Source organism: Rhodococcus sp. 05-2256-B1 (assembly GCF_002258465.1).
GTDB lineage: Bacteria > Actinomycetota > Actinomycetes > Mycobacteriales > Mycobacteriaceae > Rhodococcoides > Rhodococcoides fascians.
This window is the reverse complement of the sequence record NZ_NOZA01000018.1, coordinates 1-25,020: the sequence shown is the minus strand read 5'-3', so window position 1 is coordinate 25,020 and position 25,020 is coordinate 1. Positions and strand designations below refer to the sequence as shown.

The 25,020-nt window shown below is 65.3% G+C and carries 21 protein-coding genes; 10 read left to right on the top strand and 11 right to left on the bottom strand.

Going from position 1 to position 25,020, the window contains the following annotated elements; genetic code table 11:
- Nucleotides 1-83: 83 nt before the first annotated feature.
- From CH285_RS10965 to CH285_RS10945, 5 genes are all read right to left on the bottom strand, one after another.
- A complete protein-coding gene (locus tag CH285_RS10965; protein WP_094643823.1) occupies nt 84-3,821 on the bottom strand; it encodes an ABC transporter ATP-binding protein in 3,738 nt (1,245 codons plus the stop codon).
- 251 nt (nt 3,822-4,072) lie between these two features.
- On the bottom strand, nt 4,073-4,843 hold the full coding sequence (locus tag CH285_RS10960; RefSeq protein WP_032365398.1) for an ABC transporter permease: 771 nt from the start codon (nt 4,841-4,843) through the stop codon (nt 4,073-4,075).
- Nucleotides 4,840-5,898 (bottom strand): ATP-binding cassette domain-containing protein, encoded by a 1,059-nt coding sequence (locus tag CH285_RS10955; protein WP_094643816.1) that lies wholly within the window; start codon nt 5,896-5,898, stop codon nt 4,840-4,842. Before CH285_RS10955 ends, CH285_RS10960 begins: the two co-directional genes overlap by 4 nt.
- A gap of 106 nt (nt 5,899-6,004) precedes the next feature.
- The gene (locus tag CH285_RS10950) at nt 6,005-6,844 is read right to left on the bottom strand and encodes an LLM class F420-dependent oxidoreductase (protein WP_094643815.1); all 840 of its coding nucleotides are present in this window, start codon (nt 6,842-6,844) and stop codon (nt 6,005-6,007) included.
- Between the two features lie 43 nt (nt 6,845-6,887).
- On the bottom strand, nt 6,888-7,607 hold the full coding sequence (locus CH285_RS10945) for a hypothetical protein (protein WP_037219502.1): 720 nt from the start codon (nt 7,605-7,607) through the stop codon (nt 6,888-6,890).
- A 97-nt stretch (nt 7,608-7,704) separates the two neighbouring features.
- Here CH285_RS10945 and CH285_RS28370 point away from each other — a divergent pair, with 97 nt between their 5' ends.
- Nucleotides 7,705-7,839 (top strand): hypothetical protein, encoded by a 135-nt coding sequence (locus CH285_RS28370; protein ID WP_255032191.1) that lies wholly within the window; start codon nt 7,705-7,707, stop codon nt 7,837-7,839.
- Entirely contained in the window at nt 7,836-8,216 is a 381-nt protein-coding gene (locus CH285_RS10940; protein ID WP_094643822.1) for a VOC family protein, read from the top strand. Before CH285_RS28370 ends, CH285_RS10940 begins: the two co-directional genes overlap by 4 nt.
- A gap of 57 nt (nt 8,217-8,273) precedes the next feature.
- Here CH285_RS10940 and CH285_RS10935 read toward each other — a convergent pair whose 3' ends face one another.
- Complete coding sequence (locus CH285_RS10935; RefSeq protein ID WP_045840759.1) at nt 8,274-9,287, bottom strand: glutathione S-transferase family protein; 1,014 nt, start codon at nt 9,285-9,287, stop codon at nt 8,274-8,276.
- Nucleotides 9,288-9,350: 63 nt separating this feature from the next.
- On the bottom strand, nt 9,351-10,094 hold the full coding sequence (locus CH285_RS10930) for a GNAT family N-acetyltransferase (protein ID WP_080730184.1): 744 nt from the start codon (nt 10,092-10,094) through the stop codon (nt 9,351-9,353).
- 194 nt (nt 10,095-10,288) lie between these two features.
- Here CH285_RS10930 and CH285_RS10925 point away from each other — a divergent pair, with 194 nt between their 5' ends.
- From CH285_RS10925 to CH285_RS10915, 3 genes are all read left to right on the top strand, one after another.
- Nucleotides 10,289-10,492, top strand: coding sequence for a cold-shock protein (locus CH285_RS10925; RefSeq protein WP_008714360.1), 204 nt, complete (start codon nt 10,289-10,291; stop codon nt 10,490-10,492).
- A 272-nt stretch (nt 10,493-10,764) separates the two neighbouring features.
- Nucleotides 10,765-11,382, top strand: coding sequence for a PadR family transcriptional regulator (locus tag CH285_RS10920; protein ID WP_048315880.1), 618 nt, complete (start codon nt 10,765-10,767; stop codon nt 11,380-11,382).
- Entirely contained in the window at nt 11,379-12,842 is a 1,464-nt protein-coding gene (locus CH285_RS10915; protein WP_032365402.1) for a DHA2 family efflux MFS transporter permease subunit, read from the top strand. The genes CH285_RS10920 and CH285_RS10915 overlap by 4 nt, the downstream gene beginning before the upstream one ends.
- A gap of 52 nt (nt 12,843-12,894) precedes the next feature.
- On the opposite strand, the gene CH285_RS10910 is transcribed toward CH285_RS10915, so the two are convergent.
- Nucleotides 12,895-14,040: an acyl-CoA dehydrogenase family protein gene (locus tag CH285_RS10910; protein WP_027498008.1), complete on the bottom strand. Its 1,146-nt coding sequence runs from the start codon at nt 14,038-14,040 to the stop codon at nt 12,895-12,897.
- 86 nt (nt 14,041-14,126) lie between these two features.
- On the opposite strand from CH285_RS10910, the gene CH285_RS10905 reads away from it, so the two are divergent.
- Together CH285_RS10905 and CH285_RS10900 are read left to right on the top strand one after the other, a co-directional pair.
- Nucleotides 14,127-14,918, top strand: coding sequence for an enoyl-CoA hydratase/isomerase family protein (locus CH285_RS10905; protein WP_094643821.1), 792 nt, complete (start codon nt 14,127-14,129; stop codon nt 14,916-14,918).
- Nucleotides 14,919-14,928: 10 nt separating this feature from the next.
- Nucleotides 14,929-15,870, top strand: coding sequence for an adenosine deaminase (locus tag CH285_RS10900; RefSeq protein WP_057472864.1), 942 nt, complete (start codon nt 14,929-14,931; stop codon nt 15,868-15,870).
- Between the two features lies 1 nt (nt 15,871).
- Here the strand turns inward: CH285_RS10900 and CH285_RS10895 are convergent, their stop codons facing one another.
- Nucleotides 15,872-17,359: a molybdopterin-dependent oxidoreductase gene (locus CH285_RS10895; RefSeq protein ID WP_057472952.1), complete on the bottom strand. Its 1,488-nt coding sequence runs from the start codon at nt 17,357-17,359 to the stop codon at nt 15,872-15,874.
- Between the two features lie 61 nt (nt 17,360-17,420).
- Nucleotides 17,421-18,734 (bottom strand): D-arabinono-1,4-lactone oxidase, encoded by a 1,314-nt coding sequence (locus tag CH285_RS10890; RefSeq protein ID WP_027498004.1) that lies wholly within the window; start codon nt 18,732-18,734, stop codon nt 17,421-17,423.
- Between the two features lie 75 nt (nt 18,735-18,809).
- Here CH285_RS10890 and CH285_RS10885 point away from each other — a divergent pair, with 75 nt between their 5' ends.
- Both CH285_RS10885 and CH285_RS10880 read left to right on the top strand, forming a co-directional pair.
- Nucleotides 18,810-19,451, top strand: coding sequence for a TetR/AcrR family transcriptional regulator (locus CH285_RS10885; RefSeq protein WP_027498003.1), 642 nt, complete (start codon nt 18,810-18,812; stop codon nt 19,449-19,451).
- A gap of 83 nt (nt 19,452-19,534) precedes the next feature.
- Nucleotides 19,535-20,749 (top strand): alanine racemase, encoded by a 1,215-nt coding sequence (locus tag CH285_RS10880; protein ID WP_057472866.1) that lies wholly within the window; start codon nt 19,535-19,537, stop codon nt 20,747-20,749.
- Here the strand turns inward: CH285_RS10880 and CH285_RS10875 are convergent.
- The gene (locus CH285_RS10875) at nt 20,719-24,168 is read right to left on the bottom strand and encodes a TM0106 family RecB-like putative nuclease (protein ID WP_094643814.1); all 3,450 of its coding nucleotides are present in this window, start codon (nt 24,166-24,168) and stop codon (nt 20,719-20,721) included. The genes CH285_RS10880 and CH285_RS10875 overlap by 31 nt on opposite strands.
- An 81-nt stretch (nt 24,169-24,249) precedes the next feature.
- Between CH285_RS10875 and CH285_RS10870 the strand changes: the two genes are divergently transcribed.
- On the top strand, nt 24,250-24,867 hold the full coding sequence (locus tag CH285_RS10870) for an alpha/beta hydrolase (protein ID WP_032375181.1): 618 nt from the start codon (nt 24,250-24,252) through the stop codon (nt 24,865-24,867).
- The last annotated feature ends 153 nt before the right edge of the window (nt 24,868-25,020 follow it).

The window sequence follows — 25,020 nt, the reverse complement described above, 5'->3', positions numbered from 1 at the left end:
CGTTCCCGATCAGCGCGCGTACGACTCCAGGCTAGACCTCCGGTCGAGATCGCGTGCGTCCGGGACGTAGCTGTGATATGTACTCACCGGTAACCATCGGCCTCGTTGTCGATGACCCCGTTGACTATCGAATTATTCCCCCGGTTCGTTTCGGCTGCAGCCCACAATGTGGCGTAGAAGCCGTCCCGTTTGCGAAGTTCGGAATGTCGTCCAACTTCCACGATACGACCACCGTCGACGACCACGATCAAATCCGCTCGTGCGGCGGTGGCCAATCGGTGCGCGACGACCACAGCGGTGCGGGTCCGCGCAACGGCGTTGCTGGCTTCGAGGACCTTGCGTTCGGTGGCCGGATCGAGGGTCGCGGTCGCTTCGTCGAGCAGGAGTAGATCGGGATCCACCAGTTCGGCGCGGGCCAGCGCAATGAGCTGTCGTTGGCCGGCCGACAACCCTTGGCCGCGTTCGCCGACAGGTTGCTGCATACCGCCGCGAAGTGCAGCGATGGTGTCGAGGGCCCCGACCGAGCGTGCCGCGTTCTCGATGTCGGCCCTGCTGGCGTCGGGCCTGCCGTACGCGATGTTCGACGCGATGGTTCCGGTGAACAGGTGGGCTTCCTGCGGTACGACGCCCAGCCGGTGGCGGTAGTCGGACAACCGGTAGTCGCGGAGGTCGTGGCCACCCACGCGTACCGATCCCGAGGTCGGGTCGTAGAACCGAGCGAGCAGCTTCACGACGGTGGATTTGCCTGCTCCGGTGCGACCGACCAATGCGACGGTGGTGCCTGCCGGGATGCTGAGAGATACCTCACTGAGTGCGTCGGAGTGAGCTCCGGCATACCGAAAGCTCACGTCGACGAGGTCGATGTCGGCGTTCAGGCGATCGCCGACGACTGCACCGGACCCGGTCGCTGTCGCTGTTTCGATCGAACTCGTCGTGCGTAGGAGGTCTCCGATTCGCCCGACGCCGACGCGGGCCTGCTGGTAGCCGTCGAATACTTGCGAGAGTTGCTGGATCGGGCCGAAGAGGAGTCCGAGGTACAACACGAACGCCACCAGGGTGCCCGCGGTGGCGGTGCCCGTGGCGATCTGATGCGCACCGACGAAGACGACGACGGCCAGCGCGACATCCGAGAGCAGCGTGATGAACGGGAAGAACACCGAGATCGCGGTCTGCGATCGCATCCGGCTCGCTCGGTAGCGGTTGCTGCGTTCGGCGAAGCGAGAGGCTGCGTACTCCTCACGTCGGTATGCCTGCGCTGCGCGCAGTCCGGTGACGTTCTCCTGGAAATCGGCGTTGACGATGGAGATGCGTTCGCGCGAGGTCGAGTACGCAGCCGAGGAGATGCGTCGGAAGACGACGGTTGCGACGGCGAGCGGCGGCACGACAGCCAGGGCGACCAGCCCTAGCGTCGTATCCGTGACGAGCAGTGCGATCGCGATGCCGACGACGGTCAGCACGCTGACCACGGCCGTGGACGCGCCGGTCTGGATGAACGACGACAGCGCATCGACGTCGGTGGTCATTCGCGTCATGATGCGCCCGGACAGCTCGCGCTCGTAGTAGTCCAGCCCGAGTCTCTGAATGTGCGCGTAGCTGCGTACTCGCAATCCGAACAGCACCCGCTCGCCGGCTCGTGCGGTGAGCACGGTCGTCGCGCAGACCACGAACCAGCTGGCAGCAGCCAGGGCGACGCCTATCGATGTTGCGATCCACAGGGTGTCGGAGTCCCCGCGGGCCACGCCGCTGTCCACCGCGTACCGGACGAGTGAGGGAAAGGCGATCGAGGCGATCGAGTCCAGCGCCAGCAGCACCACGACACCTGCCAGCAGCAGCCGGACAGGACTCAGCAGTCGTGAGAGCCGGAATTCCGGGTCGGGTCGACGCAACTGTTGTCCCGATCCGCCTGGTTCCTCCGTTGCCGGTGGCAGGGCTGCCACCGCGTCGGAGATGGCCTGCGTCGGTGCCAACGAGCCGAATGCGCCGGCCATCGCTGCGCCGTGGGTGCCTCCGCCTCCGGCACCTGCGGGCGGCATCGCACCACCGGGGTTCGATGCGGCTTCCAGCGCATCGTCCGGCCAGAGCATCGCCGCCGACGGTTCCGTGCGCGGTTCCGGTGCGGCGTCGCTGTGTTCGTTCTCGTCTCCGCCGGCGAGGAGAGCGCGGAACAGTGGGCAGCGCTCGTCGAGTTCGTCGACTGTGCCGGTGTCGATGATGTGTCCACCGTCGAGTACGGCTACTCGGTCGGCCAACGTCAGCGTCGATCGGCGGTGTGCGAGGACGAGGGTCGCCCGGGTACGCACGCCGCGCAATGCGTCGAAGATGGCGGCCTCGGTCTCGGCGTCGACGGCGGAGGTGGCGTCGTCGAGGACGAGAATCCGCGGCTCGACCAACAGGGCGCGAGCCAGGGCGATGCGTTGGCGTTGCCCGCCCGAGAGGGTGAGGCCGCGTTCGCCGACGAGACTGTCGTAGCCATCGGGCAGAGCGTCGATGAAGGTCGAGGCCTGAGCCAGCCGAGCCGCGTGTTCGATCTCCTCCGCGCTTGCCTCGGGCCTGCCGAGCGCGATGTTGGCGGCGATGGTGTCGGAGAACAGAAACGGCTCGTCGAAGACCAACGACACCGCTTCGCGCAGTGACGCGGAATCCAGGTCGTCGATGTCGATGGACGTGTCCCCGGAGGTCACCGCGATCCGGCCGCGAGTAGGGCGATAGAAGCGGGGGAGCAGCAGGGAGAGCGCGGTCTTTCCCGAGCCCGCGTGTCCCACGACGGCCACCGTCTCGCCGGGGGCGATGCTCAGGTCGAGGCCGTCGAGGACGGTGCGCTCTGCCTCGAATCCGAACGTGACGCCGGTGAGGTGGACGCCGAGGGGGCCGTCGGGCAGTGCGATGGGGTGCGCCGGTTCCGGTGCGGTCGGCTCGGTGTCGACCACTTCGTAGACGCGCTCGACGGCCGCGCGGGAGAGTTGCGCCATGATCACCACCGACGACACGGTTCGGGTGACGGCGGACAGCGTGGCCACGTAGGTGGCGAAGGCGAGGAAGGTGCCGATGGTGATGTGGCCGTGCAGTGCCAACCAGCCGCCGAGAGCGATGACGCCGACCAGTCCGAGCTGAGGAATGGTTGCCATGGTCGGTGCGAACCGTGAATTGATGCGGGCCGAGCGCATGCGTTCGGCGAACAGCCTGCGCCCGAGAGCTTCGATGCGATCCACCGCACGCGCTTCCTGCCCGAAGCCCTTGACCACCCGGACTCCGGTGACGGTCTCCTCCACGTGCTGGGCCAGATCGGCGGCGCGCTGTTGTGCGGACCAGGTGGCAGCGAAGAGGGTGGGTCGCATTCGGTAGACGACGACGCTGACCGCGGGAACGATGACGACCGCGACAAGGGTGAGCAGCGGTGAGAGGTAGGCCATCACGACCAGGGCCAGGACGAACTGCAGAATTGCCCCGGCCGACAGCGGCACCATGGCGAGCAGACCCTGCACCAACTGTAGGTCGGTGATCGATCTCGACACGACCTGGCCGGTTCGGATTTCGTCCTGCTTGCGACCGTCGAGCCGCTGCAGCGATGCCAGCAGGTCCATCCGCAGATCGTGTTGAACATCGATCGACAGGCGCCCGGCGAGCATGCGCCGACCGAATTGGCAGGCGAATCGCAGAGCACCCAGCAGTGCGATGGCTATCGCGACTCCGGCGATCACGTCGTTCTTGCCTGCGCTGGCGTCGTCGATCGCGAGGCGCGTCAGCAGCGGAAACGAGATGTCGATGAGGGCGGCGATCATCGTCACGCCCAGTGCGCCGAGTGCCGTCCGCCGGTGCAACATGCACTGCGCGAGCAGACGTCTGATCCAGCCACGCCGTGTGATCGACAACGCGGTGATCGACGACGCGGTGGTCGGCCGGGAGTCGGTGGGTACGCCGGACGAGCCGGGGTCGGTTTCCAGCAGACGGGTACTGCCCGTATTGCTGCCCGACGCTGCTCGATCCTTCACGTATTCGCTGTGTGCCATCGATTCACACGGTAGACCCGGCTACCGACAGCAGGATCGGGCGAACATCCCCACCGATGCGGTGGTCAGTCGATGTCCCGGGTACGGGCCAGGAACCACCCGCCACCGGTGAGGATCACGGCCCACAGAGCAAGTCCGAGCGGAGCCCACGGCCACGACGCGAGGTCGCCCGCATCGTCCAATTGTGTCGCGGCCATCGTCGGCAATGTCAGGTTCGACGGCAGCGCGGTTGCCACCGGTCCGAAACCTACTCCGAACAGAATCAGGGACAGCAGTCCTTCACCGAACGGCAGCCAGGCGACGAGCACGATGGCGGCCCAGGTCGGGGATTTGAGCAGCAACCCCAGCCCGGCTCCGATGAGCGACCACAGCACCACGGCGAGCAGGCACGACGCGACGACGCCGATGAAAGCGCCGTCGAGGACGATTGTTCGTTGGCTGAAGATCAGCAGACACACCAGGCTCGCCAGGAGCACGACGAGGCCGTACCCCAGGCCGAACAGGGCGGTGACGATGAGTTTGGCGGCAACGACGCCGTCCCTGCCGCGGGCCGTCAGGAAGCTGGTGGTGATGGTCTTGTGTCGAAACTCGGTTCCGGCGTTGACCGCGCCGAAGATGCCGGCGAACAGGATGGCGGCACCCGCGGCGACGTACAGGCCGATGGAGGCGACACCGCCGGCGATCTGAAGATCTTCCTCGAACTCGCCCAGCTGGTTCGCGATCACCGAGGTGATGACGGACGCGAACACGCCGACAACGATCGGTGCGATCGCCAGCGCCCACCAGAACTTCAGTGTGGTGACCTTGCGGATCTCGGATGTCAACAGCGCGTTCATCGCGAACCCCCGTTCCAGTTCTGCGGTGGTCCGTAGCTCTGTGGCGGCGGTGAGTACCCCTGGTTGTAACCAGGCGGTGGCCCGTATCCAGGCGGTGGTCCGTATCCCGGCGGCGGTCCGTATGCAGTGGGTTGGACGGGTGCTGCGGTGTACTGACCGGCGGTCATGGACAGGAACACCTGCTCGAGGTCGACGTGTTCGCTGGTGGTGCCGAAGACCGTGACCCCAGCGTCGGCCGCGATGCGCGTGACAGTTGCAGCGTCGGCACCCGCGACGCCGATGCGGCCGTCGGGCAGCAGTTGGGTGTCGGTGAGTCCGGTAGACGCCAACGCCAGAGCCAGTTTCGCTGGGTCGGACGCGGCGACGAGCACGCGGCTCGGGCGGGTGGATCGCAGCTGAGCGATGGATCCCTGGTACATCAGGGTGCCGGCGCTGACGATGACGAGAGTGTCGACGGTCTGCTCGATCTCGCGCAGGATGTGGCTCGATACCAGCACGGTTCTCCCCGATGCCGCGAACGCTTTGAGGAAGTCTCGTAGCCAGGCGATCCCCTCGGGATCGAGGCCGTTCGCGGGTTCGTCGAGTACGAGGATCTCGGGATCGCCGAGTAGAGCTGTTGCCAACGTCAATCGCTGACGCATGCCGAGAGAGAACCCGCCTGCTGCGCGGTGTGCGGCGTCGCCCAGACCGACGAGGTTCAGGACGTCGAGGGCGCGGCTGTCGGGTACCCCGATCGCCGCGGTGTAGATCTTCAGGTGGTGCTCGGCGCTGCGTTTGGGGTGCAGACTCAGCGAGTCGAGAACGGCCCCGACGGTACGGGCCGGGTGGGTCGCCGTACGAAACGGAACGCCGTTGACGAGGCCGACGCCCGAAGTCGGGGCGACGAGGCCGAGCAGCATCCGCAGTGTCGTGGACTTGCCGGAGCCGTTCGGCCCGAGAAATCCGGTGACGGTTCCGCGTGGAACGACGAAGCTCAGGTCCGAGACCGCGCGAACGGTACCGAATTGTTTCGTCAAAGCCTGCGCTTCCAGCGCCGGAGCCGAGTAGCTGGTCATCTGTGCGGTGTCCCCCTGGCCGTCGGTGCACCTCGTGTGCCGGTTGCTTTGCGGCAACCGGTACACGAGGTTACGGGGTGGGACCAACGGGCGGGATGACCCGGTTTCAGCGATGCAACGCCGCAGCGATCTCCCGGTACGTCTCGAGCGGGTCGGCGTCGTCGGGCAGCGAGTGCAGCGTCACGTGCGACGCGCCTGCAGTGAGGTGCTCGTCGAGTCGCGCCGCGATGGCGTCGGCATCGCCGTGTGCGACGAGCGCGTCGATCAGTCGGTCACTGCCGCCGTCGCCGATTTCCTCGTCCGAGTAGCCGAGCCGGTTCAGATTGTTGGTGTAGTTGCGCAGATGCAGGTAGGGATTGTTCACCGGTGGCCGACCGATCGCGCGTGCCTTCTCCGGATCGGTCTCGAGCACCACCTTGTGCTCGGGAGCGAGAATCTTGTTCGGCCCCACTGCTTCTCGGGCTTCACGGGTGTGTTCGGGAGTGGTCAGATAGGGGTGCGCGCCTGCGGTACGGCTCGCGGCCAGCGCGAGCACCTTGGGGCCGAGCGCGGCGAGGACCCGACGCTCCATCGGGACTCCGGCCTCGTCGAGGTCGTCGAGGTAGCTCACCAATGCGTCGTACGGCTTCTGATACTCCTGGGTGGCCTCGGGGTGACCGGCACCGATGCCCAGGACGAACCGTCCGGGGTGCTTGCTCTCGATGCGGTGATACGACGCGGCGACGTCGGCGGCTGCATCGGACCAGATGTTGACGATGCCGGTGGCGACGACGATGGTGTCCGTGGCGTCGAGGATCTCCTCGGTGGTCGTCAGGTCCGCGGGCGGGGATCCGCCGAGCCAGATGGTCCCGTAGCCGAAGGACTCGATGGCGCGGGACAACGCCGGCGTGAACGCCGAGTGCAGTCGCCAGACGCCGTACTTGCCGAGTTCAGGTGTGGAAGTCATGTTCGAAGTCAACGCAGCAGCCTCTCGAAGATTCCGGGCATTCTCATTCGTCCGGTTCGATGATGCGATTTTCCGGGAACCGTGCGGGCGGCGGGCCGAAGGCGTCACGGGCGTTCTTGATGACGCCTTTGCCGACCACTCGGTTGCCAGCGCCGCCGATCGCCGCGCCGATTCCGGCGGGAAGCATCTTGCCGACCAGCAGTGCACTGCGCTTGGCCAGGTATTTGGTGACGAACTTCTTCACCAGCGATTTGTTCATGCTGGCCATCGAGCCGCCCGGGATGCGCGAGGTGACGAGTGGGCCCCAGTTCTTGGCTGTCTTGCCCACTGTTCGTTGAACGATCTGCATGCCCGATTCGCCCAGTGCCACCGAGAGCACCAGCGCGCGTCGCTGCTGGTGATTCTCGACGGGAATGCCGTGCACGGACGCGACCGACAGCGTCAGCAGAGCGGACGACTCGATGAAGAACGCGGTCTCGGCACCGACGGCGGCGAGCGATGCGACCGTACCGATTCCGGGGACCGCCGCTGCGCCTCCCACTGCCGATCCGCTGCCGGTGACCGCCAGCAGGAATCGCTTCTCGAGCCGTTCGATGATCTGGGCCGGGGTGTCGTACGGGTGTGCTCGACGCACGTGCGCGACGTATTTGTCGACGGCGGGCCCCTGTAGGCGGCTGGCGTTGTCCAGGATGTTGACCAGGGCCCGTTCGAGCTTGCCTCCGCTCGAGATCTCGACCTGAGCGTCGTCCTTCTTGCCTGCCATCGATACCTCTTTCGGTTGCGAGCGTCGGTGACGCTGGTCGGGGGAGTTACCCGCGAATTCCTCGTTGCACACGTTCGGGGCAATTTAGACTGGTGGCGTGCAGATTCCTCCGAGCGAGGTGGTGTCCGGTGGCGCGCGCCGCGTCGGGGTGGGGGCATGTTCGAGACTCTGTCCCATCGCGGCGTCGCCGGTGACGATCCGCGCGGCCGACGAGGAAGGTATGGCGTCATGACCACACACATTTGGCCCGCTCTGAAGTACGAGAACGCACGCGACGCAATTCGGTTCATCGTCGACGTGTTGGGATTCGAGGAGTGCGCGGTTCACGGCGAAGGCGACCGCGTCGATCATGCGGAACTGCGCTGGCCCGACGGCGGCGGGGTGATGCTGGGCAGTGTTCGCGACGGGAGTGCCATCGGCGAACTGCCGCCGGGTGTCGGGTCGATCTACATCGTCACCGACGACCCCGACGGCATCCACGATCGCGTCGTCGCGGCGGGCGGCACCGTCACGCAGGGCCTGCGCGAGGAGGACTACGGCAGCCGCGGCTTCATCTGCCGCGACGCCGAGGGGGTCTACTGGAGCTTCGGTACCTACGCCGGGGCATAGCCGTACCTGTCGGACCCAGCAGTTGTCGGACCCAGTAGTTGTCGGACCCAGTAGTCGTCAGACCCAGTGCTCGGGCGGGACCAGTTCGTCCGGCTTCGGCGGCTGCGGCGCGGTGCCGTCGCCGAAGGGCGATCCGCCGAGTGATTCACGTCCGTGCGGTTCGAGCCAGCCGGCCAGATCGGGCCCCTTCGGCACGATGCCCGACGGATTGATGTCGGTGTGCACCTCGTAGTAGTGCCGTTTGATGTGATCGAAGTCGACGGTGTCACCGAATCCGGGAGTCTGGAACAGGTCGCGTGCGTAGTTCCACAGCACCGGCATCTCGGTGAGCTTGCTGCGGTTGCACTTGAAGTGGCCGTGGTAGACGGGATCGAAACGGACGAGGGTGGTGAACAGTCGCACGTCGGCCTCGGTGATGTGCTCGCCGACGAGATACCGCCGGGTGGACAGCCGTTCGACGAGCCAGTCGAGGCGAGCGAACAGGCGGTCGTACGCCTTTTCGTATGCCTCTTGCGAGCCGGCGAATCCGCAGCGGTAGACGCCGTTGTTGACGTCCTTGAACACCAGATCGGCCACCTCGTCGATCTCGCCGCGGAGCGCCTCCGGGTACAGATCGGGCGCGCCCTCGCGGTGGTATTGCGTCCACTCGGTGCTGAGGTCGAGGGTGATCTGTGGGTAGTCGTTGGTGACGACCTGGCCGGTGGGAACGTCGACGATCGCCGGCACGGTGATGCCTCGTTCGTAGTCCGGGAACCGTGCGAAGTAGGCGTCCTGCAGCCGAGGGATCTGTAGAACCGAGTCGACGCCGCCCGGCTCCTCCTGGAAGTTCCAGCTGCGCGGGTCGTGGGTCGGACCCGGAATGCCAAGGGACAGAACATCTTCGAGCCCGAGGAGTCGACGCACGATGATGGATCGATGGGCCCACGGGCAGGCCCGCGCCGCGATCAACCGGTAACGCCCGGGCTCCACCGGATACCCGTCCCGGCCGTCGGCGGTGATGCGCGTCGGGATGTAGTTGGTATCGCGCTTGAATTCCTCGCCCGGCTTCACGTAGGTGGCGTCCTCGGCCATGATCGAACTCCTCACATCGGTCGGTCTCACGAACGCTACCCAGTCCGGACCGGATTCAAGCGCCTAGGTTCGACGCACGGCGGTGTGGCAGGCGCCGATCTCCACGTAGTCGAGCCGGGCGGCAAGGCGTCGAGCGGTCGTGTTCTCCGGTCGCGCTCGCCACTGCGGTATCAGGCCGTCGTCGATGGCATCGTTGGTCGCGAGCCGCCCGACGACCGCGGCGTGTCCGTGTCGTCGGTGGTCCGGGTCGGTGAGAACGCGCATGTCGGCCAGGATCATATTTTCTTCCGAGTACCCGGCCGAGGCCAGGGATCGCGCCGAATCCGCGGGTCGGTCGTCTCCGAGCAAAGTGAACCAGTGCCGCGACACAGGCTCGCCGAATGCCTCCGTCACGTCGGCCTCGCTGCAGTGCTCCGCCAGAGCGCGGGCGTGCTCTGCGTCGTGGGAGATCAGCGGATCGTGGACGTCGATGGTGTGGCCGATCTCGGATCCGTAGGCCAGCGTGTGGGAGTCGATATCGTACTGCTCGACGCGATCGCCCAGCAGCGTCGACAACCACGTCCGACCGGTGTCTGCCTGGCCCTCGATGCCGCGTGCGGCGTCCACGGCCCAGGACGGCCCGACGATCAGAGTGGTCTGCGCCAGTCGGAGTACGACGATGTTCTCGGTGTCGGTCCGATGTTCGACGCGGTCCGCGGTGGTATCGAGGGCACGGTCGTCCAACGACAGCCGTCGGCACCAGGCGAGTCGGACGATGTCGAGTCGGTGGGGATCGAATCGGTCGGCATCGTAGGCAGGCAATTCCACGGTTCGACAGTAGCGACGGCACCGGAACCGACGGGCTGCGGCAGCTGTGGCGGCATTTCTGTTTCACCGTCCCAAAGCAATCTTTCGAACTTTTTCGCCCCCGGTGTTTCGCTCAGCGCCGATAGATGGCAGACTCGGTTTTGAGATTAGAGCTTCGACGTGAAGATCTAGCTCGCTTACAGAAGGTTTACAGAATGACGCAGGGCAGTGTGAAGTGGTTCAACGGCGAAAAGGGCTTCGGCTTCATCGAGCAGGATGGTGGCGGACCGGACGTTTTCGTTCATTACTCGGAGATTCAGGGTAGCGGCTTCAAGTCGCTCGACGAGGGCCAGCGCGTGGAGTTCGAGGTGGGCCAGGGTCAGAAGGGCCCCCAGGCTACCGGCGTCCGCGCCATCTGATTCAAGCTTCGTAACCCGATTTCTCCTGGTGGACTGAAACTCTAGACTTTTTCAGCACCAGAAACTCGGTGACAAGGCCGGATACACGGAAGTATTTCCGAGTATCCGGCCTTCGTCTGTTCGGTGAGGGCATCGACCGCGGTCGGTGCCCATTCTGCGTCGAAACACGCCTTTGTCCCCTGGTGGGCGCATTGTCCGGGTTGCTCCGAGGCTATCGCCGGCCCTATATTCCAGTTGGAATAATTCGTGCGGGATAGGTGACAGGGGGATCGATGCGAGCCGGAACCGTCAATCCGCTGGGCGTCTCGATTCTGGCTCTGCTCTCGGAGGGCCCGATGCATCCCTACGAGATGTATCAATTGCTGCTCTCCCGCAAGGAAGATCGAATCGTCAAGATTCGCCCGGGTTCGCTCTATCACGCGGTCGCACGTCTGCACGAGCAGGAACTGGTCGACGAGGTCGGAACCGACCGGGGTGGCAACCGTCCGGAGCGCACCACCTATCGGATCACCTCGGCCGGACGGCACGTGCTGACCGATCGGCTGACCGAAATTCTGAGAACCCCGGTGCGGGAATACCCGCAGTTCGTCCTCGGCCTGTCCGAAATGCACAACCTACCCGCATCCGACGCGACCGCCCTGTTACGGGAGCGAATCGTGGACCTGACCGCGGACATCGACGAACTGTCGGGCTATCAACAGCTCGCAGCAGATCGCCAGATATCCGAAATCTATTGGGCCGGAATCGATTACATTCACCACATGCTGCGCGCAGAAGTGCAGTGGCTGACGCGCTACCTCGATCGGATCGACAGCGGCGAGCTCGACTGGCCGCATCACATCTCCGCACATCACACGAGCCCGATTTCGGGGATAGGGAGCGCTACATGAATTCCGTCGAGACTGCCCCGTCGCAGCACGAGATCAGACCGTGGCCGGCGCTGTGGGCACTGTGCTTGGGCTTCTTCATGATCCTGGTGGACACGACGATCGTCGCGGTCGCGCAACCTGCGATCCTCACCGGGCTGAACACCGACATCAACAACGTCATCTGGGTCACCAGCGCGTATCTCCTCGCCTACGCCGTTCCACTGCTGGTCACGGGCCGATTGGGCGACAAGTTCGGTCCTCGGAATCTGTACATCGCCGGCCTGGTGCTGTTCACCCTCGCGTCCGTGTGGTGTGGACTGTCGGGATCGATCGAGATGCTCATCGCTGCCCGCGCGGTTCAGGGCCTCGGCGCGGCGATGATCACCCCGCAGACGATGGCGGTGATCACTCGCGTGTTCCCGGCGGAAAAGCGCGGAACGGCGATGGGGGCATGGGGTGCCGTTGCAGGCGTCGCTACGCTCGTCGGGCCGATTCTCGGCGGTGTGCTGGTCGACTCGCTCGGCTGGGAATGGATCTTCTTCATCAACGTGCCGGTGGGCATTCTCGCAATTGCGTTGGCGCTGAAGTTCGTTCCGGTGTTACCGACCCACGATCACAAGTTCGATCTAGTAGGCGTTGCGCTCAGCGCCGTCGGACTCTTCTGCATCGTTTTCGGTATCCAGGAGGGTCAGAAGTACGACTGGGGTACCGGCGTGTGGATTCTCATCGGTGTCGGTCTGCTCGTCTTCGCGGGGTTCGTCTACTGGCAGTCCGTGAATACCAGCGAGCCGCTGGTGCCCTTGGCCCTGTTCCGCGACCGCAACTTCTCGCTGTCCAATATCGGTATCGCCGCAATGGGTTTCGCGATGTCCGGCATGATGCTGCCAATCATGTTCTACGCGCAGAGCGTCACCGGTCTGACGCCCACCCGGTCGGCACTGCTGTTCGTTCCGATGGCGCTGCTGACCGGACTGCTCGCACCCAATATCGGCAAGCTCGTCGACAAGACGCATCCGCGGTACATCGCCGGATCGGGACTGTTCATCCTCGCCGCGTCGCTGCTGTGGTTCGCCTACGAGATGACGCCCACGACGGCCATCTGGAAGTTGCTGCTCCCCGTCGCTGCAATGGGTGTGGCGAATGCGTTGATCTGGTCTCCGTTGGCAGCGACGGCCACTCGTAATCTTCCGATGAGCCAGGCGGGTGCAGGTTCGGGAATTTACAACACCACCCGCATGATCGGGTCCGTGCTCGGCAGCGCGGGCATCGGCGCGCTCATCCAATCGCGCTTGGCCGCCGAACTACCTACCGGTGGATCGGCTTCGGGGGCAAACGAATTCGCCGGCCGAGTGCCCGAGATGCTGCGTGACGGCTTCACCACCGCCATGGCGCAGTCGCTGATCCTCCCCGCCGTGGTGCTCCTGGTCGGCATGGTCGCGGTCTGCTTCTACGCCCGGCCTGCGTTCGAGAAACCCATGTGAGTGGAACCTCGACCCCTGCTACGAAGTTCCACTCACATGCGGCGAAGCCGCTCTACAGTCCCAGATCCCGGCCGATCAGTTCCTTCATGATTTCGTTCGATCCGGCCCAGATCTTGGTCACGCGAGCGTCTTTCCACGCGCGCGCAGCGCGGTATTCGTTCATGAATCCGTAGCCGCCGTGCAGCTGGACGCAGTGGTCGAGAATTTCGTTCTGCACCTGCGAGCTCCACCATTTGGCCTTGGCTGCGTCGATGGCCGTCAGCTCGCCCTGGCCGTGGGCGACGATGCAGTTGTCGATGTATGCCTGCGCCACATCGAGTTTGGTGACGAGCTCGGCGAGCAGAAACTTGTTCCACTGCAGCGAGCCGATCTGCTGACCGAATGCCTTGCGGTCCTTGGCGTACTGCAGCGTCTCTTCGAGAATGGGCCGTACGTGTCCGAGGTTGGCCACCGAGCAGCTGATGCGTTCCTGGGGGAGCAGCTGCATCATGTGGATGAAGCCGCCGTCGAATTCGCCGATCATGTTGGCGCTGGGTACTCGCACGTTCTCGAAGAACAGTTCCGCGGTGTCGGATTCGGGCTGGCCGACCTTGTCGAGTTTGCGGCCGCGGGTGAATCCTTCGGTTCCGTTCTCGACGGCGAACAGCGTGATGCCCTTCGCCTTCTTCTCGGGCGTGGTGCGCGTGGCGACGATGACGAGGTCGGCGGAATTACCGTTGGTGATGAACGTCTTCGAGCCGTTGATGATGAAGTCGTCGCCGTCCTTGACGGCGGTGGTCTTCAGCGCGGCGAGGTCCGAGCCGCCGGAAGGTTCCGTCATGGCGATGGCGGTGAGGATCTCGCCGCTGCAGAACCCGGGCAGCCAGCGCTTCTTCTGCTCCTCGGTGGTGAGCTTGACGAGGTAGGGCGCGACGATGTCGACGTGGATACCGAAGCACGACGCCACCGCGGCACTCGAGCGGGCGAGTTCCTCACCGAGGACGGCGTTGAATCGGTAGTCCTCGGCTCCGCTGCCGCCGTATTCTTCGGGCACTTCGAGGCCGAGGAAACCGTTGCGTCCTGCTTCGAGCCAGATCTCGCGGTCGATGTATCGCTGTTCGACCAGCTTTTCCTCGACCGGTGTGATCGTCCTGGTGACGAACTCGCGTACCGATGCGCGGAAGTCGTCGTGGTCGGACTCGAACAGGCTGCGCTTCACTTACTTGTTCCTCTCGGTAACGGCTGATACGCGCACAATACTCGTCGGTAACTACGCCCCGGAACGCGTATGGCACTATGCGAGGCATGGCTGACGCACCTACCTCGCTCGTCCGATCGACCACTGCGGCCGGCGCCGAGGTCGCTGTCCTGACGTTCGATCACGGCCCCCTCAATCTGTTCGATCAGGCAATGTTCGACGCGGTGGCCGCGAACGTTGCCGATCTGGCCGCGAACCCGCCGCGTGCGGTTCTGCTGCGCGCCGAGGGCGCGGTCAACTCGGCGGGCGTCGACGTGCACGTGTTCGAGGGATTGTCCGCGGACGAGGGCGCCGATCTGTGGCGTGCGTTGTTCGCCGGCATCATTCACCCGCTCGAGGCGTTGCCGTGCCCGGTGATCTACGCCGCGCACGGTTTGACCCTCACCGCGGCGTTCGAGATCTCGCTGGCCTGCGACATCGTTCTCGCCGGACCCAAGGCGAAGTTCGGTCTGGTCGAGACCGTCGTCGGGTTGACGCCGTCGATGGGCGGACCGCAGCGTCTGGCCGAGCGGGCAGGGTCGGGTCGGGCACGTGAATTCGTCATGACCGGAGATCTCTACGACGCCCAGACGTTGAAGGAGTGGGGCGTGGTCAACCAGATCCACGACGACGTCGATGCCGCGGCGCTCGCGTTGACACACCGACTGGCCGACGGCCCTACCGTCGCCCATGCGGCGACGAAACAGATTGTGGCCGCGTGGCGTTCGGGCGGTGTGGCGCACGCGGACGACATCACGTCGGAGGTCTCGGGCGCATTGTTCGAGACCGAGGATCTGCGCGGTGCGGTGACGAGCTTCCTCGAGGTCGGCCCTGGTAAGGCGACGTACACCGGCAAGTAGAATCGTATGAGTGAGTAATGATCAACTGGCCGAACTGCACCTCCACATCGAAGGGTCGCTCGAGCCTCCGCTGATCTTCGATCTTGCCGAGCGCAACGCAATCACGCTGCCGTACAACGATATCGACGAATTGCAGGCGAAGTACGAGTTCACCGACCTGCAGTCCTTCCTCGATCTGTACTACGCGAACATGGCCGTGTTACGCACCGCCGAGGACTTCGCCGATCTGGCGCGCGCGTACTTCCGCCGCACCGCGCAGGCCGGGGTGACGCATGCGGAGATCTTCTTCGATCCACAGGCGCACACCGAGCGCGGTGTACCGCTCCAGGCCGTCGTCGAGGGATTGGCCGACGCCTGCGCGACCAGTGAGCGCGAATTCGGCGTCACCAGCGGGTTGATCGCGTCGATTCTGCGAGACAAGCCGGTGCTGCACGCCAACCAATTGCTCGACGACCTGTTGGCGATGAAGGCACCGATCATCGGCCTCGGTCTCGACTCCGCCGAGGTCGGCTACCCGCCGTCGCTGTTCGTCGACGTGTTCGCGAAGGCACGCGCCGAGGGCCTGCACGTGGTCGCCCACGCCGGTGAGGAAGGCCCGCCCGACTACATCTGGCAGGCGCTGGATCTGCTGAAGGTCGAGCGCATCGATCACGGCGTGCGATGCCTGGAAGACGAGGCGTTGGTGAATCGACTTGTCGAGGAACAGATTCCGCTCACCGTCTGCCCGTTGTCCAACGTTCGGCTCAAGGTGATCGACGACGTCGCGCAGTTGCCGCTACGGCAGATGCTCGACTGTGGGTTGTCGGTGTCGATCAATTCCGACGACCCCGCTTATTTCGGCGGGTACGTCGACGACAACTTCTCCGCGCTGGAAGAGGGCATGGGTCTGACCGCGGACGAGCGCACACAGTTGGCGGAGAATTCGGTTCGCGCCAGCTTCGCGACAACCTGAATCAGTTCGCCGTCACCGAGATCTTCGGGTAGCCGGTTGCTCCGTCGGGGACGGTGTCTGCAGTCTTGTTGGTCTGCAGCTCCCCGGCGGAGTTGGTAGCCCGGGCGCGGATCGCGTGCTGGCCCGCCGGCAGGTCGAGCTCGATCATCCACTGCCGCCACGTGTCCTTGGAGTACTCCTCCGACAGGGTTGCCGGCACCCAATTGCCCTCGTCCACTTGTACTTCCACGGCCTCGATGCCGGTGTGCTGATCCCAGGCGACGCCCGCGAACACGGTCTTTCCCGCGGACACGGAGCTGCCCGAGCGCGGGGTGTCGATGCGGGCAGCGGTCTTGATCGGACCGAGTACGCCCCAGCCGCGGTCGGTCCAGTATGCCGTCACCTTGTCGAATCGGGTGATCTCGATGTCGGTGACCCACTTGGTGGCCGAGACGTATCCGTACAGTCCGGGCACGACCAGTCGGGCCGGGTAACCGTGCTCCACGGGTAGCGGGGCGCCGTTCATCCCGACGGCCAACAGTGCGTCCCGGCCGTCGAGCAGCACCTCGAGGGGAGTGCCCGCGGTGAAGGCGTCGCTGCTGGACGACAGGGCCATGTCGGCGTCGGGGGAGATACCCGCTTCTTCGAGGATGTCCTTCAGTGGGTAGCCGATCCACGTCGCGTTGCCGACGAGGTCGCCGCCGACGATGTTGGACACGCACGTCAACGTGACTGTTTTCTCCACCGCCTGACGCTGCGCCAGATCGGCGAACGTCAACTCGATCTCGCGGTCCACCATGCCGTGGATCCGCAGCGACCACGTATCCGACGCGACGCGTGGCACGACCAACGCGGTGTCGATGCGGTAGAAGTCCTCGTTCGGGGTGATGTACGACGCGAGGCCGTCGATCTTCAGGTCCGCCCCCGCCGGTATCGGCGTTTGTGGCGTCGGGGTCGGGAGCATGAAGCCGAGTCGATCGGCGGTGACCGCTCGCGCCGAGGTGAGCATTCGTCCGGCGGTCCCTGCGACGACTCCGAGTACTGCGGCACCGGCGGCGAGGGTCAGAAAACTGCGTCGGTTCATCCCGTCGGTCGCCGGGGTGGCGGATCCGATGAGGGCGTGCAGCACGACGATGCCGACGATGACGCCGCCGATGGTCGGGACTGCATAGAACACCGTCGCGTCGGGTCGGGTCACCGCGGCGAGGACGCCGATTACGCCCAAGGCGGCGAACACCGCGGCCCCGATCGGTTTGCGAGCGATTCCTGCCGCGGCGGCGATAGCACCGATGACCACGGCCATGCCGATGAACAGGGCGAGCTTGTCGGAGGTGCCGAACGTGTCGATGGCCCACTCACGGACCGGTGCCGGACTGTTGTCGACCGCCGAGGATCCGACGGCGGTCAGTGGTGACGAGTTCGGTCCGATGGGGACGGCGATCAATTCGCCGACGCCGAGGACGACTCCGGCGGCGATGATGCCGGACAGCGCGCGTTTTCCTGTGCTCACCGAGTCCAATGTAAGCGAACTCGTCGTGCGCGGTATTTCGTAGCAGGGTACGAGATACCGCTCACGACAGCAGGTGGTCCAGATAGTCGTTGCGGAACAGCTGCGTCGGGTCCAGTGAATCTCGGATGCGCAGGAAGTCGTCGAAGTGTTCGTAGGAATCACGCAGTTCGGCGCTGCCGAGAGAGTGCAGTTTGCCCCAGTGCGGTCGACCTCCGACGCTGCGGCAGATGGCTTCGACAGCGTCGAAGTACTCGCGGTGATCACGCCGGTGGTACTGGTGCACGGCGATGTACGCCGTCGGACGCCCGGATGCCGTGGACAGCCAGATGTCGTCGGCGGCCGCGAACCGCACCTCGACGGGGAACGCGATGGAGATCGCCGAACGCTCGAGCCAGCGATCCACCTCGCGCAGCACCCAGGCGATCTCGGAGACGGGCACGGCGTATTCCATCTCGACGAACTTGACCGTCCGCGACGACGCGAACACCCGGTACGAGCGGTCGGTGTACTCGCGAGCCGACAGTGCTCGGGCCGAGACCGCGTTCACCCTGGGAATCAACGCAGGCACTCGCGTCACCACTCGGTTGAGGCCCTCGAAGACCGTGTTGGACAGCAGTTCGTCGTCGAGATACGAGCGCACCTTGCCCAGCGGACGCAGATCGGTGTCACCGGGCAGGCGGGTGTTGCGTTTGGTGAGCACACGATCGGTGTGCGGAAACCAATAGAACTCGAAATGGTCGACGCCGGCGACGGTGGCATCGAGGTCGCGCAGCGTCGCCGTCAGCGTCGACGGCGTCTCGACGGCCTGCAGCGCGAACGCCGCGACGCAGTTCAACGTCACACGCGTGATGACGCCGAGAGCGCCGAGACCGATGCGGGCCGCGCCGAACAGTTCTGTGTTCTCGTCTCGGGAGCACTGCACCGACTGTCCGTCTGCGGTCATCAGCTCCAGCGCGTGCACCTGGGTGGCGATGCCGCCGAATCCGGCACCGGTTCCGTGAGTGCCCGTCGAGATGGCCCCGGCGACGGACTGCTCGTCGATGTCGCCCAGATTGGTCATCGCCAGACCGAGCTCCCACAACCGCGCCGACAACTCCCGGAGTCGAGTGCCGGCCAGCACCGTCACCTGGGCAGATCCGTCGTCGGCGCGTTCGACGGATTCGATACCGCTCAGCGCATCCAAGGCGATCTGAATACCGTCGGTGACGGCAATGGGTGTGAAGGAATGCCCTGCCCCGACGCAGCGCACCGGCAGAGAGCGTTCGGCGGCATCGCGCAGAATCGCACGCAGCTCCTCGACCGACGAGGGCTCGGCTCGACGCGCCGGGAATGCATGTTGATTGCCCGCCCAGTTCTGCCACGACCGCTCGATCATCGAATCACTATCTCGCAGCGCGCTCCCCTGGGGCAATCCAAGGCACAGATGTCGACCGCGACCTAGTATCGGGTCATGCAATCGAGGCTGCCCGCCGACGTGCGCCGCGCACAACTGGTGCAGTCGGCAATCGACGTCGCCGAGCGGGTCGGTATCGAGTCGCTCACCGTTCGGGCGCTGTCGGAATATGCCGACGTCACCAAAGGCATCGTGCAATACCACTTCGAGACCAAGCAGGATCTGGTGATCGCGATGGGCGAGCACCTCATCGTCGACGTCACCGAGATACTGCACGCCGCGTTGGACAGCGCGGTCGGAACACACGAACTACCCGGTGTTCGGGGGCTGCGCGAGCTGGTGCACAGCGGGCTGAGCGCGGTGTGGCTGCTTATTGAGAAATCGCACGGTCGTCAGCTGTTGGCGTACGAGATCAAGACGTATCTGTTGCGGCATCGCGCACTGGGTTCGGCCACGGCCGCCGAGATCGCCAGCGGGCAGTATCGAATCCGGGATTCCGAGGCGCAGCTGTTCTTCGAGAATTGTTCCGACCACACCGGCACGCGGTGGCTCGAACCGGTGGAGTCGATCGCCCGCTTCGGGATGGCGACTCTCGACGGTTTGGTGCTGCGGTGGTTGGTCGACGGCGACGATCTCGAAGTGTTGGCCCAGATCGACGACCTGTCCGGGTTGATCGCCGCGAAGGCAGAAGATCGCTGAGTGGAAAACCGCTCGACGGGACTTCTCGGCTGCGGAGTGTTTGACTGTGTCGGCCCGGCAACGACGACGAAGGAATGTGCCGAATGAGTTCGATCGCCGGTGACATCACCACCGCTACGACCCCGCTGTCCCGCATTGCCGCAGCCACCGAGGGTCTCGAATCTCCTACGGCAGCAGTCGATCTGACAGCTCTCGATGCCAATGCTGCAGCACTGCGTGCCCGCGCGAACGGTGTACCGATCAGGATCGCCAGCAAGTCGGTGCGGTGCCGAGCCGTGTTGAATCGGGTCCTCGCGGCGCAGGGTGTATCCGGAGTGATGGCCTATTCGCTGCGCGAAGCGATCTGGTTGGCGCGGGCCGGCGTCGACGACATTCTGATGGGGTACCCGACGGTCGATCGAACGGCGCTCGCCGAGGTGGTCAACGACCGCGTGCTGTCGGGACGCATCACCTTGATGGTCGACGACGTCGCGCAACTGGACCTCGTCCGAGACGCCGCGCGGAGCGACCTACTCAAGCCCCGCGTCTGTATCGACGTGGACGCATCGTTGCGGGTGGGGCCGCTGCACATCGGGGTCAGGCGCTCTCCGCTTCGGGATCCGGAGCAGGTGGCGCAGTTCGCCCGTCAGGCTCGCTCGCGGGGGTTCCGGGTGGTGGGGTTGATGTTCTACGAGGCACAGATCGCCGGTGTTCCCGACGCCAACGTCGCTGTCGAGCTGATGAAGTCGCTGTCGTCTCGTGAGATCGGTGCGCGGAGAACAGCAGTGGTGGACGCCGTGACCGCGGCGATCGGGCCGCTCGAGATCGTCAACAGCGGTGGTACCGGGTCGATCGATTTCTCTGCCGCGGATCCGGCCGTCACCGAGGTCACCGCGGGCTCGGGTCTGTTCGCGCCGACCCTGTTCGATCGGTATCGCGCGTTCTCGGCCGAACCCTCGCTGTTCTTCGCACTGCCGGTGGTGCGCAAGCCGACTCCGCGGATCGCCACCGCGTTCGGCGGCGGCTACATCGCGTCGGGCCCGGCATCCTGGTCGCGATCACCCCGACCTGTCGGCTGGTCCAGGAGGGCAGCGGGCGTTGTCACGTCGGGCCTGAAACTGCTGCGCAACGAGGGCGCGGGAGAGGTGCAGACCCCGGTGAGCGGGGCCGAGGAGGTGCGCATCGGCGATCGAATCTGGTTCCGCCACGCCAAGGCCGGGGAGTTGTGCGAGCGGTTCGACACCCTGTCTCTGGTGCATTCCGACGGATCGGTCGACGCCGTTCCCACCTACCGCGGCGAGGGTATGGCGTTCGGCTGACGTGCGTTCTCGCACAGCCGCATGAACGTGCCGAGCGTGACGAGTCCGTCCGGGGTCGACGGTAGATAATGGGTCAGCGCGCGCGAGCGCACCAGGATCGCGGCCCACTGACCGCGGGAGATGGCGACGTTGAGTCTGTTGCGCGACAACAGGAATCCCATTCCGCGGGGCACGTCCTCGATGGCCGACGCTGCCATGGAGATGAGGACCACCGGTGCCTGACGGCCCTGGAATTTGTCGACGGTTCCCACCGACACCTCGTCGAGTCCGGCGGCTGCGAGTTGCTCGACGATGACGGCGACCTGTGCGTTGTAGGCCGCCACCACCAGAAAGTCGGACTGCTGCATCGGGCGCGGGTCGCTGCCGTGTGCGGGGTCCACCCACGGCCGACCCAGCAACGACCGGACCCGCGTGACGATCTCGTCGGCTTCCTCGATCGAGTCGGTGGAATTGCCGTGGTGGTCCAGAAGGACGACGTGCAGGCCCGGTTCCAGACCCGACAGCGAACGTGACTGTGTCACATCCTTGTTCGATTCGAGCTTGCCCTCGTACGACAGCATCGACACCGGCGCGCACAGATCCGGATGCATCCGCCACGTCGTCGCCAGGAAGTAGCCGCGGTCGGCGGGCAGGGTGGCGTGCCCGGTCGTCAGCCATCCCAGGGCCGATTCGTCGACGGGCTCGGGGTGGGTGCCCTGACTGACCTGGGGGAGCTGCGCCGGGTCGCCGAGAAGCAGCAGATTGCGCGCCGATACCGAGACCGCGATGGTGTTGGCGAGGGAGAACTGACCGGCCTCGTCGACGACGAGTAGATCGAGGGAGCCGGGTGGTATTCGGCCGGGGTTGGAGAAATCCCAAGCGGTGCCGCCGATGACGCAGCCCTCGTCGGCCTCGGTGACGAAGTGCGAGTATCCGGCGATGTCCACGACGGTGTGCGCGGTCGGGGCCTTCTTGCCCACTTTCGAGGCGTCGACCCCGGCCCCGACGATGGTGTCGAGCAGGTTGTTCACCACGTGATGCGACTGGCCGACCACTCCGATCCGCCAATGATGGGTGTTCACCAGCTGTTCGATGACGCGCGCCGCCGTGTAGGTCTTCCCGGTGCCGGGCGGGCCCTGCACCGCGACGTACGAATTGTCGAGATCGAGCAGCGCGTCCGTGATCGCATGTGCGTAGTTTTTGTCGTGGACCGCGGGAAGGCCGGAGCCGGAAAGGGTTCGAGGCGTCGAGCGCGTCAGCAGATCGGCGACGGCCGTGCGCGGCAGTTCCGGCAACCCGCCGAGAACCTCGGTCGCGACGGAGACGATCGCCTGCTCGAGATGCTTGGTGTTCGGCGGCGGCTCGGGGGCGGTGGCAACCGGGAAATCGGTGTACTCCTCCACGCCCTTGCGTAGATTCTCTTGTACGACAACTACATCCAGGGTTCCCTCGTACCCGGTCTGCACGATCTCCACCGATGTGGTGGCCCGATGCGCCGGTTGCTGCTTCGTCAACCCCTCCGGGGCCGGGTTCTCGTACAGCAGTTTCACCTTCGAGCCGGACAGCACACCGTTGCTCAGGTGCCCGATCAACTTGACCTGACGACGCAGCACCCGTTGTCCGGGTGCAGTTTTCATCCAGTCGTGCACCAGCTCGGCGCGCTCGACTTTCAAAACGTCCGCGGCGTCGGCCCATTCGTCGAGCGGATGGGTCAGGCGGTCGTAGTGGCCCCACCAGAACGGCTTGTTCTCTCGTCGGTGATATCCGATGGCACCGGCGAACAATCCGAGCGCGTGCTGCGTCGGCGTGCGATCCCACGGCAGTCCGGCGTGCTCGGCCAGTTCGAGTTCGAGTGGGGTCGCGGTGCGGTCGACGATGTCCTCGAGGTCCAGCTGCTGCGGGGACCGCGGTGCTACCCCAGCGTCCGATGCCCGATCGAGCAACCAATCACGCAGTCGCAGTGTCGATTCGCAGTCGGTGCGGTTGTACTCGGCAATGTCGGCGAGCAGAGCTGCCGCCTCGGCGTCCTTGCCTCGATCGCGCAGTTCGCACCAGTGCGCGTATTCGACGATCGACGCCGCCGCGTCGGTGACGTCTCCGTCACGGGCCGCGGGCATGTACAGCGGTTCGAGTTTCTTGATGCTGTACGAGCGAGCACCGATCCGAACAGCCGACCGCACGACGGGGTAGAGATCCACGAGAACGTTCTCCCGCAGCAGATCGTCGACGGCGTCCTCGCCCACTCCGTACCGGCCGGCCAGCCGCAGCAGAGCCGTCTTCTCGTACGGCGCATAGTGATACACGTGCATCTTCGGATACTCGGCTCGGCGGGCGGCGACGTAGTCGAGGAAGTCGATGAGCGCACGACGTTCCTGCGCACGGTCGTGTGCCCAGAACGGCAGGAAGTCGCCGTCCGCGGTGTAGACGCCGAACAGGTACTCGAGACCCCAGTCGGACGAACCGGACTCCGCGTACAGCGGATCTCCCTCGAAGTCGAAGAAGATGTCGCCGTCGTCGGGCTCGGGAATCACCCCCAGTGCCTCGGCGTCGAAGATCTCGAATTCGGCTGCCCCGCTGCGCTCTTGGCGTACCTGCAAGGCTGCCTGCGCCCGCAGGTTCTCCAGTGTCCGGGAGGACATGCCGTCCACCGGGGTACTCGACTCGGCGAGCTCGTCGATCGACGAGATTCCTGCGTCCAGTAGACGGTCCCTGGTGCTGCCGCGCATGCCGGCGACGAGCACCAGATCGCGATGCTGCTCCACCTCGGCGGTGCAGGCATCGCACTGCCCGCATCCCGAGTACCGCGGATCGAACCACTCGACGACGGTGCCCTCGGCGTGATGCTCGTCGAGAATGTGCTGCAGGTGTGCTCGCGACTGCCGGTAGACCGGAAGAATGTCGGCCAGTGCGTGCGCGGAGTCGCTGCCGTCGCCGAGCATCAGATGGACCTGCTCGCTCGGAGTGATACCCCCGGTGTGCAGCGCGTCGGCGTACGCGGCCAACTGCAGCAGCGCCGGCACCTTCGCGTGTCTCGACAGTTTCGTGTCGTAGACGGTGTAACGAGAACCGTCGGCTACCAAGAAGTCGCAGAAACCGAGAAATCGTCCGTCGAAGAAGGTGGCCTGATAGAGCACCGGCGTGCGTGAGGTCAGGGCGGTGAAGGTCGCCCATGCCGCGTCCGCCAGTTCCTGTGCGGTACGGCCCGGTCGGTCCATGGTCAGGACGCCACCGGGAAAACGCTGCTCGAACGCCTCGAGTTGGCGTCGTTCGTGCTCGAATCCGAGTGTGGACGTGCGGTCGAGCATCGGGTCGGCTGCGACGCTCTGCCGGGGGATCAAGCCGGTGACAGCGTCCAGTCGTCGGAGCAGGCCGAATTCGCAGGACGCCGCCGCGGCGAGGTCGCTGGCGCTGTAGACGACCTGATCGCCGAGGAGGAACACAAGCGTCCACCCTAGCGACCCACGACAGCGGCACCGGTCACGTTGCGCGCGGAAGCCGGCGGGAACAGGCAAAATGATTCAATGCCTTTTTTCGACGGAGCCACCGGTGCTGTCCACTATCGAACCTGGACCGTCGCCGACGCTCGATTCGGTCTCGTTTTCCTGCACGGTCTCGGCCAGAACAGCGCCCACTACCACCGCTTCGCGCGGCTGCTGAACGAGCGTGGGGTGGACGTGTGGGCGGTCGATCACGTGGGGCACGGCCTGACCGAGGGTGAACTGACCGACGCAGCACAGATCCCCGGTCTCGCACAGAACGCGCTGCAGTTGATCGACATCGCCGAGGCCGAGCACCCCGAGCTGTCGTTCGCCCTGATGGGCCACTCGCTCGGTGCCGCGACGGCCATCGCAGCGCTGGGTGCGCATCCGGAGGCCGTCCGCTGCGCAATCCTGTGCGGCACGCCCAAGTCCGTCACCGGTTCTGCCGACGACCTGTCCGACAACGTCATCCCGTTGCTGGCCGTGCACGGGGTCGACGATCGTCTGGCACCGGTCGATGCCGTGCGTGAATGGATCGGACGCGTTCCGCAGGCGAGCCTGCGCGAGTTCGAGGACGGCGGACACGATCTGCTGCACGAAAAGATTCACCAGGCCGTGACCACGGTGGTCGCCGAATTCCTCGACGACCACATGCACTGACGATCACATGCACTGACGATCACATGCTGTACGCCGAAGGGCCCGACGCGATTGGGCGGATTCTAGGGGTCCTCGCAACACCTGATGGTCAGATGCCTGTCAGTAGATCACGTAAACGCTCGGCTGGAGTTTTCCAGCCGAGCGTTTTGCGTG

Excerpts from the sequence above, each read along its gene's own strand:
- CH285_RS10965 (WP_094643823.1), bottom strand. The coding sequence starts at position 3,821 with ATGTTGCACCGGCGGACGGCACTCGGCGCACTGGGCGTGACGATGATC.
- CH285_RS10940 (WP_094643822.1), top strand. The coding sequence starts at position 7,836 with ATGACCACACACATTTGGCCCGCTCTGAAGTACGAGAACGCACGCGAC.
- CH285_RS10925 (WP_008714360.1), top strand. The coding sequence starts at position 10,289 with ATGACGCAGGGCAGTGTGAAGTGGTTCAACGGCGAAAAGGGCTTCGGC.
- CH285_RS10915 (WP_032365402.1), top strand. The coding sequence starts at position 11,379 with ATGAATTCCGTCGAGACTGCCCCGTCGCAGCACGAGATCAGACCGTGG.
- CH285_RS10955 (WP_094643816.1), bottom strand. The coding sequence starts at position 5,898 with ATGACCAGCTACTCGGCTCCGGCGCTGGAAGCGCAGGCTTTGACGAAA.
- CH285_RS10960 (WP_032365398.1), bottom strand. The coding sequence starts at position 4,843 with ATGAACGCGCTGTTGACATCCGAGATCCGCAAGGTCACCACACTGAAG.
- CH285_RS10880 (WP_057472866.1), top strand. The coding sequence starts at position 19,535 with ATGAGTTCGATCGCCGGTGACATCACCACCGCTACGACCCCGCTGTCC.
- CH285_RS10920 (WP_048315880.1), top strand. The coding sequence starts at position 10,765 with ATGCGAGCCGGAACCGTCAATCCGCTGGGCGTCTCGATTCTGGCTCTG.
- CH285_RS10870 (WP_032375181.1), top strand. The coding sequence starts at position 24,250 with ATGCCTTTTTTCGACGGAGCCACCGGTGCTGTCCACTATCGAACCTGG.
- CH285_RS10935 (WP_045840759.1), bottom strand. The coding sequence starts at position 9,287 with ATGGCCGAGGACGCCACCTACGTGAAGCCGGGCGAGGAATTCAAGCGC.
- CH285_RS10950 (WP_094643815.1), bottom strand. The coding sequence starts at position 6,844 with ATGACTTCCACACCTGAACTCGGCAAGTACGGCGTCTGGCGACTGCAC.
- CH285_RS10945 (WP_037219502.1), bottom strand. The coding sequence starts at position 7,607 with ATGGCAGGCAAGAAGGACGACGCTCAGGTCGAGATCTCGAGCGGAGGC.
- CH285_RS10890 (WP_027498004.1), bottom strand. The coding sequence starts at position 18,734 with ATGATCGAGCGGTCGTGGCAGAACTGGGCGGGCAATCAACATGCATTC.
- CH285_RS10885 (WP_027498003.1), top strand. The coding sequence starts at position 18,810 with ATGCAATCGAGGCTGCCCGCCGACGTGCGCCGCGCACAACTGGTGCAG.
- CH285_RS10905 (WP_094643821.1), top strand. The coding sequence starts at position 14,127 with ATGGCTGACGCACCTACCTCGCTCGTCCGATCGACCACTGCGGCCGGC.